The organism is Microcoleus sp., from assembly GCF_041354475.1.
Lineage (GTDB): Bacteria > Cyanobacteriota > Cyanobacteriia > Cyanobacteriales > Microcoleaceae > Microcoleus.
The window spans coordinates 23,469-45,361 of sequence record NZ_JBGJZU010000020.1; the positions used below are offsets into that span (position 1 = coordinate 23,469).

General features: G+C 44.6%; 16 protein-coding genes. 10 read left to right on the forward strand and 6 right to left on the reverse strand.

From position 1 onward, the window contains the following. Window positions 1–17: 17 nt before the first annotated feature. Window positions 18–1,628 carry a glycosyltransferase family 39 protein gene (locus tag ACBR23_RS10280; protein ID WP_371119447.1) on the reverse strand — a complete coding sequence of 537 codons (1,611 nt, stop codon included), beginning with the start codon at window positions 1,626–1,628 and terminating at the stop codon, window positions 18–20. 174 nt (window positions 1,629–1,802) lie between these two features. On the opposite strand from ACBR23_RS10280, the gene ACBR23_RS10285 reads away from it, so the two are divergent. From ACBR23_RS10285 to ACBR23_RS10295, 3 genes are all read left to right on the forward strand, one after another. Continuing rightward, on the forward strand, window positions 1,803–1,976 hold the full coding sequence (locus tag ACBR23_RS10285) for a zinc ribbon domain-containing protein (protein ID WP_371114787.1): 174 nt from the start codon (window positions 1,803–1,805) through the stop codon (window positions 1,974–1,976). Between the two features lie 72 nt (window positions 1,977–2,048). Continuing rightward, window positions 2,049–2,993, forward strand: coding sequence for a phosphate ABC transporter substrate-binding protein (locus ACBR23_RS10290; RefSeq protein ID WP_341739259.1), 945 nt, complete (start codon window positions 2,049–2,051; stop codon window positions 2,991–2,993). Window positions 2,994–3,173: 180 nt separating this feature from the next. Beyond that, on the forward strand, window positions 3,174–3,812 hold the full coding sequence (locus ACBR23_RS10295; RefSeq protein WP_341731028.1) for a lysophospholipid acyltransferase family protein: 639 nt from the start codon (window positions 3,174–3,176) through the stop codon (window positions 3,810–3,812). A 102-nt stretch (window positions 3,813–3,914) separates the two neighbouring features. Here the strand turns inward: ACBR23_RS10295 and ACBR23_RS10300 are convergent, their stop codons facing one another. The 3 genes from ACBR23_RS10300 to ACBR23_RS10310 form a co-directional block, all read right to left on the reverse strand. After that, window positions 3,915–6,923, reverse strand: a complete 3,009-nt coding sequence (locus tag ACBR23_RS10300; RefSeq protein WP_371119448.1) for an EAL domain-containing protein — start codon at window positions 6,921–6,923, stop codon at window positions 3,915–3,917. Window positions 6,924–7,204: 281 nt separating this feature from the next. Next, window positions 7,205–7,615: an efflux RND transporter permease subunit gene (locus ACBR23_RS10305; RefSeq protein WP_371114788.1), complete on the reverse strand. Its 411-nt coding sequence runs from the start codon at window positions 7,613–7,615 to the stop codon at window positions 7,205–7,207. 175 nt (window positions 7,616–7,790) lie between these two features. Beyond that, on the reverse strand, window positions 7,791–8,387 hold the full coding sequence (locus ACBR23_RS10310) for an efflux RND transporter permease subunit (RefSeq protein WP_371114751.1): 597 nt from the start codon (window positions 8,385–8,387) through the stop codon (window positions 7,791–7,793). 324 nt (window positions 8,388–8,711) lie between these two features. On the opposite strand from ACBR23_RS10310, the gene nfi reads away from it, so the two are divergent. The 6 genes from nfi to glcD all read left to right on the forward strand — a co-directional run bounded on the left by nfi (window position 8,712) and on the right by glcD (window position 15,256). After that, window positions 8,712–9,365: a deoxyribonuclease V gene (gene nfi / locus ACBR23_RS10315; RefSeq protein ID WP_341740062.1), complete on the forward strand. Its 654-nt coding sequence runs from the start codon at window positions 8,712–8,714 to the stop codon at window positions 9,363–9,365. 573 nt (window positions 9,366–9,938) lie between these two features. Continuing rightward, window positions 9,939–10,169 (forward strand): KGG domain-containing protein, encoded by a 231-nt coding sequence (locus tag ACBR23_RS10320; RefSeq protein WP_340518378.1) that lies wholly within the window; start codon window positions 9,939–9,941, stop codon window positions 10,167–10,169. 233 nt (window positions 10,170–10,402) lie between these two features. Continuing rightward, window positions 10,403–10,933 (forward strand): FHA domain-containing protein, encoded by a 531-nt coding sequence (locus tag ACBR23_RS10325; protein WP_341740061.1) that lies wholly within the window; start codon window positions 10,403–10,405, stop codon window positions 10,931–10,933. An 87-nt stretch (window positions 10,934–11,020) separates the two neighbouring features. Further along, entirely contained in the window at window positions 11,021–13,024 is a 2,004-nt protein-coding gene (locus ACBR23_RS10330) for an FHA domain-containing protein (RefSeq protein WP_371114752.1), read from the forward strand. 20 nt (window positions 13,025–13,044) lie between these two features. Further along, a complete protein-coding gene (locus ACBR23_RS10335; protein WP_371114753.1) occupies window positions 13,045–13,473 on the forward strand; it encodes a hypothetical protein in 429 nt (142 codons plus the stop codon). Window positions 13,474–13,771: 298 nt separating this feature from the next. Further along, window positions 13,772–15,256 (forward strand): glycolate oxidase subunit GlcD, encoded by a 1,485-nt coding sequence (gene glcD / locus ACBR23_RS10340; protein ID WP_371114754.1) that lies wholly within the window; start codon window positions 13,772–13,774, stop codon window positions 15,254–15,256. A gap of 228 nt (window positions 15,257–15,484) precedes the next feature. Here the strand turns inward: glcD and ACBR23_RS10345 are convergent, their stop codons facing one another. Beyond that, window positions 15,485–17,401, reverse strand: a complete 1,917-nt coding sequence (locus ACBR23_RS10345) for a PAS domain S-box protein (RefSeq protein WP_371114755.1) — start codon at window positions 17,399–17,401, stop codon at window positions 15,485–15,487. A gap of 405 nt (window positions 17,402–17,806) precedes the next feature. On the opposite strand from ACBR23_RS10345, the gene purH reads away from it, so the two are divergent. Further along, a complete protein-coding gene (purH, locus tag ACBR23_RS10350; RefSeq protein ID WP_371114756.1) occupies window positions 17,807–19,351 on the forward strand; it encodes a bifunctional phosphoribosylaminoimidazolecarboxamide formyltransferase/IMP cyclohydrolase in 1,545 nt (514 codons plus the stop codon). A gap of 173 nt (window positions 19,352–19,524) precedes the next feature. Here the strand turns inward: purH and ACBR23_RS10355 are convergent, their stop codons facing one another. Beyond that, window positions 19,525–21,846 (reverse strand): DNA phosphorothioation-associated putative methyltransferase, encoded by a 2,322-nt coding sequence (locus ACBR23_RS10355; RefSeq protein WP_371119449.1) that lies wholly within the window; start codon window positions 21,844–21,846, stop codon window positions 19,525–19,527. Between the last annotated feature and the right edge of the window lie 47 nt (window positions 21,847–21,893).

Genomic DNA, 21,893 nt, shown 5'->3' on the forward strand with positions numbered 1-21,893 from the left:
TGCTAGATAAATGCTCATTATTTGACTATTTTCCAGAGAAGTATTTCTTGGTCTTGACCGTAAATTATTTCTATTTTATATTGATTAAACTCGCGGATTTGTTTTTGTAAATCCTGGGAAATATTGTACAGAAGTATCGGGTCAAAATTTCCAGAAAATTCAATATTTTTGGGTGACATTATTAATAATTTAGCTTGTGGTTCTATTTGGTGACTCATACCTAGTAAATTGCCGATATTCAATACACTATAGCCTGCCAAGTCTGTGATGATTAATGGATTAGAAGCTGAGTTGACTGTACGGGCGATCGAGTTATTAAGCAGAGAACCGGATTTATTCCACCAAGTATCTGCTGATAAATAGAGACTCGATGAAATAATTCCCATTGAAAGCAGAAAAACTAGAGCAACTCTCCACAATTTTTGTAATTTAACTCTGATTATAAGTTGAGTAAAAAGAAAAGCAATAGATATCTGCATTCCTAAATAACAGGGAATCATGTAACGAGTGTTTATCGATCGAATCCCTCCTTTAATTAAGTCCGCTGGCAAGAAAAATACTACTGTCATGCAGGTTAATGTAATTACAAATAACCAAACTCGCATTTCTGTTTTCCGTAAAAGTAGATAATAAGAATACCCAACCATGATTAAAATCAGGAAAATAACTGGCAAAGTAGATATCAAATATGGTCGTGGCAACTTCCAGTAAAATCCCACGTCAAAAAACTGAGTGCTAATGTTCAGAATCCAACTTTTTATCAATTCTAAAAGCGGTCTTCTCAGGGAGAGCCAAGAAGTTTTATCGCTGGCATAGTTGAAGTTTTTTATAAAAACTATAACCCAAGGCGAAAAAATTAGGAGCCCTGTAATTGTCGCTAAAAAATAGCCAATAACTGTCTTGTTAATGCGGAACTTTTCAACAATGACTACATAGATACCATGTCCTATGGCAACCATGGCAAATAAGAGGTGAGAATACATTGCCACGGCTAGTGTGGTAGCATAAATTGCCCAACTAATATTAGTTTTTAGGCGCATTGCTCGTAGCAACACTGCGCTAGACAGTAAAATTAACAAAACAAACAAACTGTAAGGTCTAGCTTCCTGAGCGTAAACTACCTGAAAAGGCGATACAGCTATGATGGCAACTGCTAACCAAGCTGTCAGCGATGACTCAAATAACTCTAAACATAGCCAGTACATACAAGGTAATGCCAGCAAGCTAAAAACTGCCGACAAACTTCTAGTTACTGCGATGGAATCTCCAAACAGTTGCACCCAAAATCTGACTGCTACAAAATACAGAGGAGCAAGTTGAGCTTCTTCTAGTGCCAATCCTTTTACGGTGTCAAAAACATTTTTTTCGGCATTGAGATGCTGATATTTTTCGAGGGTTTTTATTTCGTTAATTTTGCCCTCGCCTAACTCTTTAATTAATTCAGATTCTGTATAACCGGAAACTCGCAGAGAAGTGTAACCTTCGTCTATCCAGTAAACTTTCTTTTCCAGATTGGCAAAACGAAAAAATATCCCTAGGACTAATATAACTATAATTAAAAATCGCAGCCCGTTGTGCAGTGGATGATGCTGAGAAATTAGTCGATCGCCATTTTGCGTAAATTCCATTTTAAATCAACTCCTATAAAAAGAATAGTCCCTAGCCGACGCTATAAGTAGATGTTCTCCTTAATTCCCAGACACATAAATACTTTCATCAGTCGGTTTATTACCACTATTAAAGGCGCGGAGGCAGTATTTCCGCAGTCCTAGTTCATTTAGAATAACTGCCGATCGGCCATTCTGTCATGGGGTGAAAGGCTACAATGTTCGAGAGACAAAGTTTTTAAATGTCCCGAATGCGGTTATGTTGCCGACCGGGACGCAAACGGTGCTTTTGGCATTATGCTAAAAGCTTTGGCGGGTACGCCCTTCACCCTTGCGGGCGATGCTATCGAGGTATTTTCATGTGTCTGACTTGTCCAAGATATTTGAAATGTATCGCGTAAATGTACCACAACCCAGAACTTCCCAACTAAGGAGAATTTTATGGCTAAGAGTAGCGGGCCTCCCCCCATAGTTTTTATTCTGTTATTTTTCTTGCTCGCCGGTGGCGCGTTCTTTTTTCTGAATAAACCAGCATCCCAGGATGCCCAAAATACACCCACTCCCACACCCGCAGCCGATGGTGGAGCGAATCTGCCTCCCGTCGCCCCAGTACCGAGTGGAGCATCTCCGGTTGCAGCTAGTTCTTTTGCGCCTCCAACTTCTGTTGCTCCCGGTACAACGCTGAAAATTGACGGTTCTACCAGCATGGTGACAATCAATCTCAACCTTAAGAAGGGCTTTCAAGGCAAGTTTTCTGGCACTACAGTTGATACCAAAGCAAATGGTTCTGCCAACGGAATTAAGGATTTGGTGGCGGGAACAGCCGATATTGCTGCGGTATCGCAACCTTTGACTGCTCAAGAACAAAGTCAGGGTTTGAGAGCAGTACCTGTGGCCCTGGATGCGATCGCCCTTGTAGTCGGCACTAACAACCCTTTCACAGGAGGTTTAACTGTGGCTCAAGTTCAAGATATTTTCAAGGGAAATACTCAAGATTGGTCGAAAGTCGGTGGCCAGCCTGGCCCGATTAAAATCATTAATCGACCACAAGTTAGTGGCACTCACCAGACGTTTAAAGAACAGGTTCTCAAAGGCGCTAATTTTGCTACGGGGCCAAATATTACTACTCTCGATCGAGATGCGACAACTCCCCTGCTGCAAGCTTTAGGGAATAACGGCATTGGGTATGCGACTTTCGCCCAAGTAGTCAATCAGAAAACGGTGCGGGTTGTGCCCGTAGACGGGGCGACACCGGATGCTGGTAACTATCCTTATCAGCGACAGTTGTATTACGTTTACAAAAACCCTCCTAGTCAAGCAGTCAAGGACTTCTTGGGTTATGCAACTTCCCCGGAAGGACAAAAAGCGATGCTTGCCGAAAATTGAGCCGAAAGCTGATGATATCGCCAGACTCAAGTCTGGCACTACACAAGCGATGTCCGCGCAACGCGACACTTAATTCTTTAGTCCGCGCAGGCGGACTTCGTTTGTGTAGGCGCGGTTTCCAACCGCAGGCAGGGTCTGATAGGCTAATATTCGATGTAATTTAAAATCGAAGGTTTTTCTGTGAGCAAAAATCGCGAACCAGTCGAGAGTTTAATTCTTTACTATTTATTCAAGTGGTCCATTGTCAGCCCGATGTTACACCTTTATTTTCGGGGTCGCATCTACGGTGCCGAAAATGTTCCCACTTCTGGACCACTGGTAGTAGTCAGCAATCACGCTAGCGATTTTGACCCGCCTATTTTATCTAATTGCATGAGACGACCGGTGGCATTTATGGCTAAGGAAGAGTTATTTAAAGTGCCTATTTTGAAACAGGCGATCGCCCTTTATGGTGCTTATCCAGTCAAACGGGAAAGTGCCGATCGCAGTGCGATTCGATCGGCTCTCCAATATTTAGAAAATGGATGGGCCACAGGTGTATTTTTGCAAGGAACCAGAACAGTAGATGGTAGAATTACCGATCCCAAATTAGGTGCTGCACTGATAGCTGCTAAGGCTAAAGCACCGCTGTTACCTGTTAGTTTGTGGGGAACTCATGCTATAGCATCTAAGGATTCAGCACTGCCGCGAGCCGTGCCGCTGACGGTGCGAATTGGCAATTTAATTGCAGCGCCGACTTCCTCGGAGCGATCGGAGTTGGAAGCATTGACTCAAAGATGCGCTCAAGAAATTAATGCCATGCACGATTTAGGGCGTTGAACTTGGGGCATGGGGCATGGGGCATCGGGCATCGGGCATCGGGCATCGGTAACTAATAACAACCGCCAACCGTCAACTGTCAACCGTCAACCGTCTACTACATTACCATTGCAAACCCTGATTCAACAAAGCTGTAGCTGCGTCCCTATCGAGAGGTTTAGAGAAGAAGTATCCCTGACCGTACTCGCAGCCCAGCAGCCGTAATTGAGCCAATTGAACGGCGGTTTCGACACCTTCGGCCACTACCTCCATCCCCAAACTGCGAGCTAACATGACGATCGCCCTGACGATTTCCAAATTTTCACCTGTTTCTCCGATGCGGCTGACAAAAGAGCGATCGATTTTCAAAGTATTGATCGGGAATTTATGCAAATAACTTAAAGAAGAATAACCAGTTCCGAAATCATCAATACAAAGCTCAATCCCCAAATCTCTCAAATGAGAAAGCATCGCCGCTGCCGCTTCCCCATCTTGCATCACTACACTCTCAGTAATCTCCAACTTCAACCAACGAGCATCCACCCCTGTTTCCTGCAAAACTTGTTTAATTTGTTCGATGGAATCCGGCTGTTCAAACTGTCTCCCGGACAGGTTTACAGCGATTGTTAGCGGTGAATCCTTGGCTGGTAATTGCAAATTTTGCCACTCGATAATTTGACGGCAACTTTCATTCAAAACCCACAAACCCAAGGGCATAATTAGACCAGTTTCCTCCGCCATGGCAATGAATTCCATGGGAGAAACCAAACCCCGTTCGGGATGCAGCCAGCGGACGAGGGACTCAAATCCTGCGACTAAGCCAGTTTTTAAACAAACAATTGGTTGGTAGTAAACAGTAAAAGGACATTCTAATTTTTGACTAAAAATATGAGATTTTTGATGTTCTAAGGAACGATTAGTTTCGTACAGAGATGAATTTTCTCCATGACTGCCCCATCGCAAATCTAACATTGAATATTTCAAATTCAGTTCTTCTATGGACTGCCGCAAATCATTTTCCAAGTGCATCAAAGCCACAGCACGAGTGTGCATGGCACTGGTAAACACTTCATAGCGAGCTTTGCCGAGAGATTTTGCCCGGTACATGGCAATATCAGCATCTCGCAAGATATCTCCGGGCCACTGATATTCCTCACTACTCAAAGCAATGCCAATGCTAGCAGTAATAGAAACTTTATTTCCCTCTAAATGTAGGGGTCGTTCGATCGCCTTTTGAATTTGCTTGGCTTGGGTGATGGCATCTTCCACACCTTGAATTTCCTCCAATAAAATCACAAACTCATCTCCGCCCAAACGAGCTGCGGTATCACCAGGACGCAAACAAGTCAAGAGACGGCGAGCAATTCCCAGCAGCAGCCGATCGCCCGTGCGGTGTCCCTGGCTGTCATTAATCACCTTAAACCTGTCCAAATCGAGAAACAGTACCGCAAACTGATAGTTAGGATGCCGTTTGACACGAGCAAAAGCTTGGCCCAACCGGTCTGTCAACAAAGCCCGGTTGGGTAAATCGGTCAAAGCATCATGCAAAGCATCGTGCAATAACTTATCTTCTGCCATTTTGCGCTCGGTGACATCGTGGCAGTTGACCACAATTCCCCGCACTGAAGGTTCCGCGAGTAAATTCGTCGCCACCGCTTCCAAAACGCACCAGAAACCATCCTTATGCCACACTCGATATTCTGCCAGTCCCAGGCCTACTCTCGGCATTTGGATGATACCTTTAAACACTTGACCCACCATGGGCAATTCGTCGGGGTGAATCAGCTCAAATACAGACCTACCAAGAACTTCCGCCGTCGGATAGCCCAAAATCCGCTCTAGGGAAGGAGAGACATAGCGACAGAAACCTTTCTCATCGAGAATCACAATAATATCTCTAGCATTTTCAATCAGCGATCGAAAGCGCTTCTCACTTTGTCGCAGTTCTTGTTCCGTGCGTTTGCGATCGGTAATATCGGTATTCATGTAAATCTGACCGACTATTGTCCCCGTGGAGTCTTTAATCGCATCGGCCCGCAACAACACTTGCAAAATCTTGCCACTTTTGGTGATTTTGGTAACTTCACCACACCAAGAATAACCGTGGGCGATCGCTTCGAGCACCTCCTGGGCAACGGTCTCATCAGCAAAAATGGTGTGTATCCCCCCAGCATTTCTGAATTCTGCTACGGTTTCGTATTCAAATAGTTGAGAAAAAGATTGATTTTGATAGATGTGAGTACCGGAGACATCAGCCATGCCGATCGCATCACTGGAACTTTCCACCGCCTTGCGAGTCAACACCAGAGCCTCTTCTGCCTGCTTGCGTTCGGTGATGTCAATCCCCACCAAACAGGCTGCTTTGCCCCCATCGTACTTTTGAGCCACAATCAAATAATGTCCCGCCGACTGACCATCGGTGGTTTTGACCTTGGTGGAAAGTTCTTTGACTACTTCTGTAGCATTGCTGGCAAAAAACCCCCCCAAAAAAGAGTAAAAATCCGAGCTTACGCCCAGAAATCCGATATCTTGGCCGACGAAAGCCGAAGGCGGTAAACCGTGGAGTTTGGCTAAATGTTGATTAACCCCCAAATAGCGCAAATCCGAGCTCACCCAAGATACTGTTCCGGGAACTGCTTCCAAAATAGTTTGCAGTTGGTCATTAGTTTGCTGCAACTCCTGCTGGACTTCTATGCTTTCGGATAAGTCTGACAAAATTCCGACGAAGTGAGTCAAATACCCCCTCTCGTCTCGCACCGGAGATAGGAACAACTTATTCCAAAAAGGAGTACCGTCTTTGCGGTAGTTTTTGATCACCACCTGACATTCTAGACCTTTGGCGATCGCCTCATGGAGGTTAGCGACGGTAGCCGGATCGGTATCAGCACCTTGCAAAAAGCGACAGTTGCGCCCCAATATTTCCTGGCTAGAGTAACCTGTAATCCTTTCAAAGCCTGGATTGCAATAAATTATGGGATAGTCGGGGGCTCTAGCCTCAGCAATGACAATACCATTGGTGGTAGCAGCCAAAGCTCGATCGCGAAGCCACAGTGATTGTGACCCATTATTGCGATCGCCAACCTCCCCGACTCCACCTAAATTAAAAATTGACTGGTTCTCCCGATTTCCCATCAGCCGAACTTTGAACCAAACCTCTACAATTTCGGAGTTTTTCTTACTTTAACGTTTTTCAGGACTTACGCAAGCCCAATCTTATTTCCCTACTAAAATACCCCATATTTCCCGCACTAGCTCTAGTACGCGATGGGTAAAGCCCCCATCCCTAAAGGGAGCGGCTGGTAAACTTCCCGACTCTGGCAGGGGGATACAGGCCCTAATTTAACCAGTCTCAGTTCTTCGGAACCTAAAATATTGTTTCACGTTCTGGTTTGGCGATCGTTCAATTCAAATACTTAGTTTTTCTGAGGCGAAAAAACCTGAGATTGCTTCGTTTTGCCTCTTTTCTGCCGCAGCGCTTCCATATAGGTATAAACCACCGGCGTTAAATACAGCGTCACAATTTGGGAAAACAGCAAACCACCGACGATCGCAATTCCCAAGGGGCGGCGGGCTTCGGAACCATCACCCAGTCCCAGGGCGATCGGCAAAGTTCCCATCAAAGCCGCCGCCGTCGTCATCATAATCGGGCGAAAGCGCGTCAAGCAAGCGGCAAAAATAGCATCCATCGGGTTTTTGCCTTCTTTTCGCTGCGCTTCTACGGCAAAATCCACCATCATAATGCCATTCTTTTTCACAATTCCTACTAATAAAATGATGCCGATTGGTAATAGGTAATGGGTAATTGGTAATTGGTAATTGGTAATTGGTTATTTCATAATTGTTATTGCTTCTTCCCCCCTTGGGGGGGGTAGGGGGGGTTCTTCTTCCTTATCCCATAAATTGACCGATCTTTTTGCGCCACCAGCTACTTCTCTTTCCGAACTTCGCGTCCTTCGCGTCTTCGTGGTTCGTTGAAAACTTCTTTTTCACAACTCATCGCTAGGATTGCATTTTCCTTGTTAATAATGCACCAAAACCGGCAGAAGGCAAACCGGATAGAATGGTAATCGGGTGCAGGAAATCTTCGTAGAGAATGCCGAGAATTAGGTAGATCACTAAAACTGCGATCGCCAATAGCAAGCCCAGACTCGGTAGCGAACTTTGAAATACTTGGGATGCGCCTTGAAAACTGGTAGCAATGCTGTCAGGAATTGTGTCGCTAATGGCCGGACTCAGAATGCTGGTGACAATTTGTTCTTCGTCTCCTACTTGTTGGAAAACTTGATTTGCTTTGGCGGGGTCGATGTTCCAGTTGACTGCTAAATCTGTACTAATTTTTTGCAAGTCTTTGGATGCTGCATCTGCTTTCATGTCTGTTTTTTGTACCCGCACGCTCAGGGTTTTTACAGAGGTGACGATGGGTAAAATCGGGTGGATGCCTTCATCTAAAATTGCGTCTTGAACTTTGCCGAAACGCATGATGACTCCGCGTTCCCCAGCACCTACTAGGGCAAAGGGTTTTAAGATCAGGGAGGTAATGACTAGGACAATGCCGCCGGCGATATAGAGACTCAGGTTGTAACGACGTATTTTCATGGGAAACACTATTTGTATAAATTTGTTAATTTGTATTAGGCTATTTAGCCCTTTCATTAAGATCGTAACTTGCTATTTAGGATATTGCCTTTCATAAATTCATTTATTTGATTCATAAAAGTCATAGGGTTGTGAGTATCTAAAATTACCTTCACAGTGTCAGTAATAAGACTCTGACTAAAAAAATTAAGGGCTATCCTGATCGCCTTCAAGGGGCAAACAAAATTTATCGCCATCAAATATAAATAAATCAAGTTCAAAAATGTGGCAGAATAGGTTAAGGTTAGATGAGAGCGGTTGAATTGAGGTAACATTGAGGTCTAAATGCAGCAGCAACACCCTTGGCCTGAGACAATTGAAGAGGCGATCGCCATTCAAGAACAACTCCGGTCCTTGGTAATTGCCGAAAACCAACTGTCAACAGTGCGGTACGTTGCAGGGGTAGATGTGGGCTATCACAGTTCAGATGCGGTTTCGCAGGCTGCTGTAACGGTTCTGAGCTTTCCTGATTTACAGTTACAGCAGCAGGCGACGGCTTGTAGTGTGACTGCTTTCCCTTACGTTCCCGGCTTCCTGTCTTTTCGAGAAGTGCCTGCCGTTCTCCAGGCTTTAGAAAAGCTCGATCAGATGCCAGACTTAATATTGTGCGACGGTCAAGGGTTGGCTCATCCGCGCAGGTTCGGTCTGGCCTGCCATTTGGGAGTTTTGACCTCAATTGCGACCATCGGAGTTGCTAAAACTCGATTTATTGGGGAACATTCAGATGTAGGTTTAGAGCGGGGGAGTTGGCAGCCTTTGCAAGATTGCGGACAAACCGTAGGTGCAGCACTGAGAACTCAAACAGGAGTAAAGCCGATTTATGTTTCGATCGGTCATAAGGTAAACTTAGTAAGTGCGATCGATTATGTGCTGCGCTGCGCCCTGAAATATCGCTTGCCAGAAACAACGCGATCGGCAGACCAGTTAACGTCTGGATAATTGGCTAAGCCGGAAGACATCCACAAAATCAAAAGTAAAAAGACAAAAAAGCATCCCTCTTTGGACTTTTGACTTTTAGTGATTCAGGTGTCGCCAGCTGTCAAAAAATCCTTTGAGTCGAGAAACATTGGGTTTTTGGTTCCATCCTTCTAGCGAAATAAAAAATGACTATACCTGAGAAAGAGGTATCAAAGTCGAGAGATTGTTAGAGTAATTCAAAGACAGTAACTCGGTTAAAGATTGACTCAGGAAACTTACAGCGCCAAATGTGAAAGATTTTTGCTTCACATTGGTAAATTAGGACTTATGCAAGAAAAAAAACAAGGAACCGGGTTTTTTAAATCTTGTCGCTGGCTGTAACGATGTTTTTTCGTAAAAAAAACCAGGCTTCTGCATAAGTCCTATAAACTCATGAACCGATCGTCCTTCTGGTCAAACCTATGGTTTAAACTGGTATGATGACGTTTCATGATTTACGGCCACAAACCCGATCGCTGACTTGGATTACCAACTACAGTGGCAGACTAAGGTGCGATCGATCCAAACAATTAGACAAAAAACAAGGAGACAGTCATGGCTGAAAAAAGCAAACGCGGATTCGCTTCTATGGACGCAGAAAAACAGCGCGCAATTGCTAGCAAAGGCGGAAAAGCTGCCCACGCTAAAGGTACTGCTCACGAATTTACTTCGGAAGAAGCGAGACAAGCAGGTCAAAAAGGCGGCGAAGCTGTCAGCAGAAATCGGGAGCACATGGCTCAAATTGGTCGCGAAGGTGGCCGGAAAAGCCGCAAAACCGAAGCTTAAGTCTGCTAGCAATCCACACACTTAAGGAAATGTGGTTTGACAGTGGGATGACTCAAGCAATTAGCAAACACTGTTGGGAGGAAAAAAAATTGCAGGCGCTAACAGCTTGCAAACACCAATTTCTCTCTCGACAAAAGTCTATCGAATAGAAAAAAGCCCCCCTGGTGGGGCTTTTTTGTTTGGATAATTATGGGTAAGTAAAATTTTTCTATATCTGAGGAAGCAACAAAATCATGACAAACCAGCTTACTTTAGAATGGACTGAGGCTGGGGTGCGTAAACATCAGACCATTGAAAACGGACAGCCGAGCAAAAATCTGGGAACGGTGAGAATCGGGCGCGACCCCGGTAAATGCGATCTAATTTTGTCCCATCCAACGGTATCGGGACTCCACATCGAAATATTTTTTAATCCCGCATCCCAGGAGTTTGAAGTGCGAAATTTGCGCCCAAGCAATCCGTCACTGGTAGATGGGAAAATTCTCGCCCAAGGGGAGGCAAAATTGAGGTCTGGTAGTCGCATCCGTTTAGGTGAAGTAGAACTGGAGGTGGTTTCGGTATCTGCGACGGAGGTTGGGATTGTGCCGACGGTGTTGCTATGGGAGAAACAGACTCAAGTTTCTGCCCAGCCCACAGTGCCTTCAACCTATGGTTTGCTGTGTCCTAAGTGTGCTCGCACTTCGCCCTATGCTCAATTGAGTGCTGGGTGTCCCTGGTGTGGTACTTCTTTGGCGGCGGCTGCTAGTGTGTTTCTTTCCCCTTAATCGCAGTTGAAGTCAGGGGAGATTAGGGCCTAGACTTAACTTTAAACAATTGCAGATGCTACGATCGCGGATGTTTTAAAAATAGTCATGAATTCTCAACCTTGGCGCCTGCGACTCACTTGGGTAGATACTGTTACCGGGGATCGGCGCTCCCCCATATTTGACTTACCCATCGCTTTAGGACGAGTTTTTGAAGCTATGCCTGCTACCATTAATGGCGATCGAGTTTCTCGAATTGAGCTCAAAAGCAGTCAAGTTTCTCGCTTCCACGCCGTGATTGCCTCCGAAGCCAATAGTATCGTCGTAACTGACACTGGCAGTCGCAACGGTACTTTTGTCAATGGGGTGCGCCAAACTCGGTGCGTGCTCGCCAATGGCGATATGCTACAAATAGGACCCTACGCGATCGGCATTTCTTTTGCGGTTAATTCCATAGAAACACCCTCTGTCAATTCTCATATTTTCTTTAACCCCCAGACAAATAGCCCAGACTCCGCCATCTTGCAGCCTGCGGTGTCACCACCTTCAGCCAACGTCAGTAGAGGGGAGTTTCCGCCCATGGAATTTTTGCAGGCTTCCGAGGTGACAATCCGATCGCTCCAATCCATGGGAATGCCCGTAGCAGAGATAGATTGGGCAGCCATTGGAGGCGGTTTGGGCAGCTTTATTTGGGTGGATTTGCTCAGAATTTGTGGGGTGAAGAGCGATCGAATTGCCGTTTTGGGCATGGAAAATCAGCCTTACGCCCGCTACCGTCGGTTATGTCTGAATTCTCAAATTCCCCTCCACGAACGGCTACGATCGAATTCTGACTCTTGTCCAGACAATATTTGGGGTTGGCCTCCCTATGCCCTGCGGGAAGCTGGGCAGGAATTGCTCAAGGGTCACTTGGGGGTGTCCCTGAAGTTGATATGGCAGGTGTTTGCGGAACCGACTTTTGCTGAAACTTATACGCCTCGCGCGGGGAATGTGTTTGATTCTATTGACAGGGAGGTCGATCGCATTGGCTGGAATCAGATGTTTCGCTATGCTAGGGTGCGGGGAATTCGCAAAACAGATGACGGTAGGTACGCGATCGCTTATTCTAAATCCAATGCCCAGCAACGGGAGCACGCTTTTTTGATCGCCAAATACGTGCATTTAGCCACGGGCTATCCAGCCATTCAATTTTTGCCAGACTTGCAAGCTTATCGCGAAACCACCCAGGATTTTAAGTCCGTGGTGAATGCTTACGAAAACCACGATGAGGTTTACAAACAGTTGGAATCCCGTGGTGGAAGTGTGTTGTTGCGCGGGCGGGGAATTGTGGCTTCGCGGGTGGTGCAGCGACTCTACGAAGCCAGACAACGCAACCAGAATATTCAAGTATTGCATTTGATGCGATCGCCCAAACCTGTTGGCAATACCTTTAATCTGGCACAAAGAAGCGTCGAAAATCACTACGAATTTCAACCTTTCAATTGGCCCAAAGCTTGCTGGGGCGGGGAACTACGGGTGGTGTTGGAAAATTCCCCAGCGGAATTTATGCCCCAGTTGCTGACAGATTGGGGCGGCACTACTACTGCTAGCCGCAGCGACTGGCGACGTATGGTGCAAGAGGGTTTGAGTCAAGGATGGTATCAGATTACCTTTGGGGAAGTGGAGCGAGTTGAGCGCGACAGTCGAAACCGCACGGTGACTTACATTCGGGAAAAAGAACTCAAGGGACAAATTCAGTTAGAGGCTGATTTTATTATCGATGCTACGGGTTTGGATGCCAAGGTGAAAACCAGTCCTTTGCTGGAGGATTTGGTGGTGCAATACAATCTTCCCTTGAATGGATTGGGACGTTTGAGCGTGCAAAAGGATTTTGAGGTGTTCTCCATGCGGAATGCTTCTGGGAGTAAGGGGGATGGGCGGATGTACGCAGCGGGTGCGATTACTTTGGGGGGTCATTATGCGCCGGTGGACAGTTTTTTGGGCTTGCAGTATGCTGGTTTGCGATCGGTGGAAAGTCTGGCGAAAGCCAAGGCTCCTGGTGTTCGGAAATTGAGCGTTGTGCGATCGTTAGTACAATGGTTAAAGTGGATTTTCAATCAATCTCCCGGCTAAAATTCCCCATCAAAAATCCGATGACTCCTACCTTATTTGGTCGCTGGCAAACTCGAATCTTATTATTTGCAACTGTAGGCGTTTTAGCAACACTGCCTTTTTTTCTGGGTTTAATTGGCTCCCAATCAGGAGCCATATTTTTCTGGATTTTAGCCTATGTAGGCATTTTTGGCATGGGTTGGGATATTTTATATATCTACATTCAACATTTCCGTTGGGACCGAGATTGGCCTGGTGCTTTTCAATTGCTGGCGGGAATTTGGGAAGCAGTTTTTGTGTTATTTTTACTCAAAATTGTCGGTTTACCGGGTATACCTCCGCAGGATTTGGAATTGGGTGCTTTTGGTTTGCACTACAGTTTTGTCTGGCTAGCGATTTATTTGGCTTCCCAAACATTAATGCGGATTTTGTTTCCCTACTGGCGTTTTCGTGGTGGCCAGTGGCTTTGATGATATATAGCAATCCTTCCAGGAGTCGTAAAGTTTTTTACCCCACCCCAACCCGGACCTTAGCAAGGGGAGGGAGTAAGAAATTCACAAATGATATCGTTTCCGGCTGCATCGGAATGATTTAACCACAGAGAACGCAGAGAACACAGAGGGAGATAAGAGAGATGAATAATTCCGATGTTACCGGATTTGATATGATTTAGGATTGCTATAGCAACATCGGCAACTGCTATATTTGCACAAAACTCCTAAAATTTGCCACAATATAATTGAGAGCTACCCAATTTTATAATCACTAATGATCGCCATAGAAACAGAACGAACAGAACGCAACTGGAAACCCGTTATTCAAGAATTTGAGGCTGTACTGGGCAAAAACGGCGTTGTCAAGCGCCGGGAAGAATTGTTGGTTTATGAGTGCGACGGACTCGCTAGCTACCGCCAGCGACCGGCCTTGGCGGTATTGCCACGAACTACGGAGGAAGTGGCAAAGGTGGTCAAAATATGCGATCGCCACTCAATTCCCTGGGTAGCCAGAGGTGCTGGTACGGGGCTTTCTGGCGGTGCTTTACCAGTCGAAAACTGCGTGTTAATTGTCACCGCGCTGATGCGCAAAATCCTGAAAGTAGACTTAGAAAATCAGCAAGTAGTCGTACAACCAGGAGTAATTAATAACTGGGTAACTCAAGCAGTGAGCGGTGCCGGTTTCTACTATGCACCAGACCCTTCTAGTCAAATTGTTTGCTCCGTTGGCGGCAACGTTGCCGAAAATTCCGGTGGCGTTCATTGCCTCAAATACGGAGTCACAACTAATCACGTTTTAGGATTAAAATTGGTACTCCCCGATGGTTCCATTGTGGATGTGGGCGGCGAAATTCCTGAGATGCCCGGTTATGATTTAACTGGTGTATTTGTCGGTTCCGAAGGCACTTTGGGTATAGCTACAGAAGTTACTTTGAGAATTCTGAAAGCCCCGGAATCTATTTGCGTTCTTCTGGCTGATTTTTCCAGTATTGAAGCCGCGGGGGAATCGGTTTCAGATATTATCAGCGCTGGGATTATTCCGGGTGGTATGGAAATCATGGATAACATCAGCATCAATGCTGTAGAAGATGTTGTAGCTACAGGCTGCTACCCCCGTGATGCGGCCGCAATTTTGTTAGTAGAAATCGATGGTTTAGAGGTAGAAGTGGCCGCCAATAAACAGCGAATTACTGATATTTGCAAGCAGAATGGAGCGCGGGAAATCACCACAGCCCATGACCCAGAAACCCGGATGAAAATTTGGAAAGGACGGAAAGCCGCCTTTGCCGCAGCAGGTCATTTGAGTCCTGATTATTATGTACAAGATGGTGTAATTCCCCGCACACAAATGGCATTTGTTCTCAAGGAAATTGAGGGTTTAAGTGAAAAATACGGCTACCGGATTGCGAATGTTTTTCATGCGGGAGATGGGAATTTACACCCGCTGATTCTGTACGATAATTCCGTGGAAGGAGCGCTGGAAAAGGTCGAGGAATTGGGCGGAGAAATTCTGAAACTTTGTGTGAAAGTCGGAGGTAGTCTTTCGGGAGAACACGGTATTGGTGCTGATAAAAAGTGTTTTATGCCGGATATGTTTTCGGAGGTAGATTTGGAGACAATGCAGTGGGTACGCGAGGTGTTTAATCCGAAGGGTTTGGCGAATCCGGGAAAGATGTTTCCCACTCCTAAAAGTTGCGGAGAGGCGGCGAGGGCTAAGGTGGAAACTGTGAAGAATTTGGATGGTATTGAGGTGTTTTAATATCAAATCCGTTGACATCGGAATTATTATTTCTCTCTTCTCTTTCTCTGTGTCCTCTGTGTCCTCTGTGGTTTAATAATTCCGATACAACCGGAATTAATATAAGTTGTGATTCCTGCTATTTGTAGTGAGGACTTTCGTCCTCTCTCTCGGTGTTGAATTACTCAGGACTAAACTCCTGAGTAAAAACCACTTTGACCATCGTAATTGTTTTTGGTCTTGCTTGATTTATTGTTTAATGGGAATGCTGATAATAAAGGTTGTTCCTTTCCCTAACTCGGAAATACAATCTAATTCTCCTTGGTGTTTTTCTACTACTATTTGATGGCTAATTGACAAACCCATGCCCGTGCCTTTCCCAATGGGTTTTGTAGTAAAAAAGCTATCAAATATGTGCTGTTTTACTTCTTCGCTCATTCCTGGGCCGCTATCGGTAATGGTGATTTCTGCAAAATTGGGTGCAGGAAGGCGATCGCCAACGGTATCCCTCAATTTTGTGCTAATCTTAATCTGGCTGGGATTGCCTCGGCTTTCTGCTAATCCTCGCTGTTGATTCCAATCATCTAATGCATCGATCGCATTACTGAGAATATTCATGAATACTTGGTTGATTGGTCCCGAAAAACATTCGACAGCGGGTAAATCTCCGTATTCTTTGATGATTTGAATCGGTGGTATTTCTCCTTTTCCTTTCAAGCGGTGATTGAGAATTAACAGCGTGCTGTCAATTCCTTCATGAAGATTAATCGGTTTCATTTCTGAATTGTCGTTTCGCGAGAAGTTTCGCAGGGATTGGACAATTTGGGAAATGCGCTCAACTCCCACATTCATGGAAGATAGTATTTGCGGTAAGTCTTCAGCTATAAAATCAAGTTCAATCGCCTCTGCTTCTGCTTGAATTTCTGCTGCGGGTTCGGGATATTGCTGCTGGTAAAGTTCGAGAATGTGTAGCAAGTCTTGAGTATAGTTATTCAGATGACCGAGATTGCATGAAATGAAGCTGATGGGGTTATTTATTTCGTGGGCGACACCAGCAATGAGCAATCCCAAACTCGACATTTTTTCGCTTTGTACTAATTGGGTGTGAGTTTCTTTTAGTTCCTGAAGTGCGGCGGCTAATTTAGTAGCTTGTTCTCTACTTTGTGCTTCAGAAATATGCAAATTTTCTTCGACTTTTTTGCGTTCTGTGATGTCTCTTTGCACACCAATAAAATGAGTTAGTTTCCCAGTGCGATCGCGCACTGGAGATATGGACAAAGCATTCCAAAAAGCCGTTCCATCTTTCCGATAATTTTTTAAAATTACTTGACATTCACTTTGGGTTTGTAAGGCTTGGCGAATTATTTCTAAGGCTGCTGGATCGGTATCAATTCCCTGCAAAAAACGGCAGTTTTTGCCCAGGATTTCCTGCCGTTGATAGCCTGTGATGCTTTCAAATGCGGGATTGCAATATACTATTGGATGTTCGGGTTTAGTCGCGTCAGAAATCACAATGCCGGTGCTAGTAGCCGCCATAGCCCGATCGTACAACCAGAGAATTTCTTGTGTGCGTTTGCGATCGGTAATATCCCGCAACGTAGCCAAATAAGCCATTTCCCCTTCCCATTCCGTTTCCACCACCCGCATTTCTACCACAGCATTTTCTTTGTCCTTGCGAATAGCTTTCACTTCTGTCTGCACGACACGCATTCCTGTGCGATCTGTATTTCCAACTTGGGGAATAATATCTGCCTCCATCTCAATATCGCAGGCAGAACCTTCTACTACCAAAACACCAAAAAACTCTTTCCCTAAAAGTTCCTCCGCCTTGCAGTTAAACAGTGCTTCTGCTGATGGGTTGACAAAGGCAACAAGTCCTCGTTTATTGACAATTGCCATGCCATCTGCATTTTTTTCGATCGCATTCCTAAACCTAGATTCACTAGCTTTTAAATCTTGCTTTAATTGTTCCATTGCTTTTTCCATCTGCTGCAACTCGCACAAATTAAAACTATACGCTTCTGACATTTGACTAGATACTGAAGTATTTCCTACACTTTTTGAAAGTAGATATTGGGAAGTCAAGTCGCTATTTTTAGGTACTGTGTTTGATAAAATGGCAACGTTATTGCTTGGATTTCCTTGTTCTATATCTTTAGAAAACATCTTTAATACCTCTCATTTTTTAAACTAAATTAACCTTTTGACATTGCTTTCCGCTCAATATTCTTGATAAATACAACAATGTACCATAGATGCTAACACACGGATTCGAGTAATCATCTTTAATTATTATTAAATAAAATTAAGGTGAAATTTTAACTTTGACGGTGTGCTCATTATCTATCATCACTCATTAGCTATTTTCCAGACTATTCAAAAAACTACTCAACATAAATTAATATAGTTTTATGAAGATCTTATGAAGATAAGTAGAAAGCTGAGCAAGCTCAGCTTTACAAGATAAAAATAAAAAATAATCAGAAATTGGTAATGATTAAATTCTAGCGATGCAGCCAAAGTTGATCTAGAATGTAACCTGTCTATTTTTGCGATCGCAACTTCAAACCAATGGCACGTCTAGCACTTCTGAGCGTCTCCAACAAAACCGGGCTAATTGAGTTAGCACGGACTTTAGTAGCAGAATTTGAATTTGACATAATCAGCAGTGGCGGAACAGCAGCGGCTCTCAAAGCAGCAGGAATCCCCGTCACCAAAGTTGCAGAATATACCGGTTCTCCCGAAATTTTGGGAGGGCGAGTCAAAACCCTCCACCCACGCATCCACGGCGGTATTTTAGCACGTAGGGATGTATCAGAAGACCTCACAGATTTAACCGAAAATCAGATTCGCCCCATTGATTTAGTGGTTGTCAATCTGTATCCATTTGAACAGACAATTGCCAAGGATGGAGTTACCCTAGCAGAGGCCATTGAGCAGATAGATATCGGCGGACCAGCCATGCTGAGAGCATCGGCAAAAAACCACGCTCATCTGACAGTTTTGTGCAATCCAGACCAGTACAATACTTATTTAGAAGAACTGCGCCAAAACGGAGGCGCAGCTTCCTTAGAATTTAGGCAAAAATGCGCCCTAGAAACCTTCAAGCATACAGCCAACTACGACAGCGCGATCGCCGCTTATCTCAGCAGTCAATACCCTGAAAATTCCTCGCCAATCACCGAGTTTAATGTTTCAGGAAAAGAGCTGCAAACTCTGCGCTATGGCGAAAATCCCCACCAAACAGCAAGCTGGTATCAAAGCGGAATTACACCCACAGGCTGGACAACTAGCACTATCCTACAAGGTAAAGAATTAAGCTACAATAACCTAGTAGATTTAGAAGCAGCAAGGAGACTAATTGTAGAATTTCCCAACAGTCCAGCGGCGGCTATTCTCAAACATACAAATCCCTGTGGTACAGCCTTGGGAACCACTATTGCTGAAGCTTATCAAAAAGCATTTGACACGGATTCAGTATCGGCTTTTGGTGGCATTGTGGCACTAAATCGCCCGATTGATGCAGCTACAGCCACAGCATTAACTCAGACATTTTTAGAATGTGTTGTCGCTCCTGGATGCGAACCGGAAGCAGAAGAAATTATCAAGAAAAAGGCAAAAGTGCGAGTGTTAATTTTGCCAGACTTGACCCAAGGACCTCCGCAAACTGTTAAAATAATTGCTGGTGGTTTGCTGGTGCAAGACTCCGATAATGTAGTAGAAAATACGAGTAAATGGCGCGTAGTTACTGAGAAACAGCCGACAGCACCAGAGTTAGCAGAATTGCTGTTTGCTTGGAAAGTCGCCAAACACGTTAAATCAAATGCGATCGTGGTGACGCGAAATTGCACGACAATCGGTGTTGGTGCGGGACAAATGAATCGTGTCGGTTCGGTTAAACTAGCTTTAGAACAAGCGGGAGAACAAGCTAAAGGAGCAGTTTTAGCTAGCGATGGTTTCTTCCCCTTCGATGATTCGGTAAAAACGGCGGCGGCTGCGGGAATAAGTGCGATCGTCCAACCGGGAGGAAGTATGCGCGATCGAGATTCGATCGACTGCGCCAACCAACTCGGAATCACAATGGTTTTCACCGACGTGCGCCACTTTTTGCATTAATATGGCAACCTCCAAGGCTGTTAAGACGCCAGTGATATCAATTTCGGTTGTATCGGAATGATTTAACCGCGAAGGCGCGTTCCCCGCAGGGGTTCCCGTAGGGTAGGACGCGAAGGAAGAGAAGAGAGGATTTTATATGATATCAATTTCAGTACCACCGGAATTGATATCAATCATTCTCTCTCTTCTTTCCCATCCTCTGTGCTCTCTGCGTCCTCTGTGGTTCCTTCCATCTTTCCCCCATCCACATAAATTTTGGATGAGTGACGTTGCGAGGCAGCTTTTTGCAACATTTTCAACTTTTCTGGGTCAGCATTCGATCGCCAAAACAAGCTATGACCCTTAATTTTTACACAATTTTCCTCCAAACACTTCTGCCATTCCTGATGCTTCTGAACTAAGCAACTATCCAGAATGCCTAATTTTTGTTCTTGGCGAGTCAGTTTATCGAACTTGGCGTAATGGGGATAATTAGGAGTGACAAAGGCTTCTTTTCTCACTAAAATAGGCGGGTTAGATAAATTATAAAATTTCTGATATTTTACCGAAAGGTCGCGTAAATCTATGTGCATGACAGTGTGCAATGCGGGATGGGGATTAGCATCAAAATCCGGATAAAATAAATAGGAAATCTGAGGTTTGTCAGCGTAAAATTTGATAATTGTAGCACCGTCCAACCGACCAATGGTACGGTTAGCTAAGCCTTCATAAAGTCGTAATAAAGGGTCTAGTTCAGCTAATGCAGAGACGTGAACTGAAAGGGAATCTGGTTGTTTGTAGCCGATCGCACTATCTTCGCAACAATCACCAATAATCTCACTTTTCCCCAAACTATATAGCATTAAATCTGCCAAAATGCAAGCTTTTTGATAATTATCAAATAAACCTTTGATGTCGTTACGAATTTGAGCGGGGAGTTGACGAAGAGAAGGTCGATCGCCCAAACCGTTGAGAGCGAGATATACTAACAAATCCTGGCGGCGTTTGTCGGCGATTGTCTCCCAATCATCCGCATCCGTAGCTTGCAAAATCACCCTCCAAGCCCGATTAAAACTGTGAAATTCCCCCTTAATCGCGGCTTCTGAAGCTAATTCGCCTTTGACGGGAAGGCGGCCGCGATCGCTCACAAAAGCCATCAAAGGAGCCAGAATATCGGCGTAATCTTCAAAACGCTTCACTTGCGATCGCACTCTAGGTGTCAATAAGTGCGATCGAAACCGAGAAGCCCGAAAACCTTCACCTGTAGCCACATCCCGAAACACAAAATAAATCCCTAAAGCCACAGGAATTGCATCAACATTCAAAACTCGATCGATATAATTTTTCAACTCTTCCTGTTCGTAATACTTCTGAAAAGTATTGCGAGAAGTAATCACCCCATCCCCATAAGCAATTTGACCTCGATCCGTATCATCAATTAATACCTGAGCCGCCACCACCAATATTTTTTTAGTCAATTCCCAAGCATTCAGCAAAGCTTCTCGCCGTTCCCCCAAAGACTCAATCACATTAATCACATAACCAATATTCACAATATCTGCCTGAACTAGCACAGTATCTGGTTGATAATAAGGGTCCCATCCCGCAGCAGCATAACCTTCTTCAGTAATATGTTTAATATCCCCACCGTAACCACAACCATAATCAAAAAAAGTATCGCCATCAATAAATAAATCAGATTCTAAAACCAAACGCACAGGTTTAGAAAGAGAATTTCGCAGCATCGCAGCCTTGTGTCGCTCAATCTTCGGCATTGATAACTGACTATTCTCCTCTTTCTCACGTTCAACCACAGCATGATCTTGAATTTTCACACCGCAATAGCCCAAATATTTCAGCCAACCTTCGCGAGTTCCAATAACGCTAGTATTGTCAAGGAGTCCCCATTTTTCTTCGGATTTAGTCAGTTGAGCAAACTTCTGGTAATGGGGATAATCCGCCGTCACAAAAGTTTCTTTACGGTGCAAAACTGGTGGATTTTCACTAGCGCTGTAGTCCATACATTTAACTTCTCCGGTTTCCAGATTAATTTGGATACTTTTTTGTAAAGCCGGGTGAGCATCCGTATCAAAATCTGGGTAAAAAAGATAAGAAATTTTCGGTTGACGAAGCTGAAATTTAATTACAGTTGCTTCATCAATAATATTTGGGAGATTTTGTCGGGCACATTTTTCATAAATTCTCACAACAGGATGGAGTGCTGTTAAAGCCGAAACATGAACATAAAAAGCCGTGGGTAATTTTTTCCCAACTGGGCTTTTCTGACAACAGCGAGCCACTTTTTCCACCAGAAACTCCACCCCAACTCCCTCGTTACCAAGAATCACCTGATTTTCTTGATTACCAGGCTCTACCTGCTCTTGATGCAGCAAAAATTCCCGATAAAAAGCCATGAGAGGTAGAGGTGTCAGTAATTCGGGATTATTTTCTAAGGGTGCGATCGGGGAAATAATGTTGAGTTCGGATTCATAAGTCATAGCTAAAATTAATGCCATTGCTTAATTTTGAGCCTATTGTATACCAACTTCATCAAATTTCTGGA

Coding starts and splice junctions, on each gene's coding strand:
- ACBR23_RS10280 (WP_371119447.1), bottom strand. CDS start 1,628: ATGGAATTTACGCAAAATGGCGATCGACTAATTTCTCAGCATCATCCA.
- ACBR23_RS10290 (WP_341739259.1), top strand. CDS start 2,049: ATGGCTAAGAGTAGCGGGCCTCCCCCCATAGTTTTTATTCTGTTATTT.
- ACBR23_RS10300 (WP_371119448.1), bottom strand. CDS start 6,923: ATGGGAAATCGGGAGAACCAGTCAATTTTTAATTTAGGTGGAGTCGGG.
- ACBR23_RS10310 (WP_371114751.1), bottom strand. CDS start 8,387: ATGAAAATACGTCGTTACAACCTGAGTCTCTATATCGCCGGCGGCATT.
- nfi (WP_341740062.1), top strand. CDS start 8,712: ATGCAGCAGCAACACCCTTGGCCTGAGACAATTGAAGAGGCGATCGCC.
- ACBR23_RS10320 (WP_340518378.1), top strand. CDS start 9,939: ATGGCTGAAAAAAGCAAACGCGGATTCGCTTCTATGGACGCAGAAAAA.
- ACBR23_RS10325 (WP_341740061.1), top strand. CDS start 10,403: ATGACAAACCAGCTTACTTTAGAATGGACTGAGGCTGGGGTGCGTAAA.
- ACBR23_RS10330 (WP_371114752.1), top strand. CDS start 11,021: ATGAATTCTCAACCTTGGCGCCTGCGACTCACTTGGGTAGATACTGTT.
- ACBR23_RS10335 (WP_371114753.1), top strand. CDS start 13,045: ATGACTCCTACCTTATTTGGTCGCTGGCAAACTCGAATCTTATTATTT.
- glcD (WP_371114754.1), top strand. CDS start 13,772: ATGATCGCCATAGAAACAGAACGAACAGAACGCAACTGGAAACCCGTT.
- ACBR23_RS10345 (WP_371114755.1), bottom strand. CDS start 17,401: ATGTTTTCTAAAGATATAGAACAAGGAAATCCAAGCAATAACGTTGCC.
- purH (WP_371114756.1), top strand. CDS start 17,807: ATGGCACGTCTAGCACTTCTGAGCGTCTCCAACAAAACCGGGCTAATT.
- ACBR23_RS10355 (WP_371119449.1), bottom strand. CDS start 21,846: ATGGCATTAATTTTAGCTATGACTTATGAATCCGAACTCAACATTATT.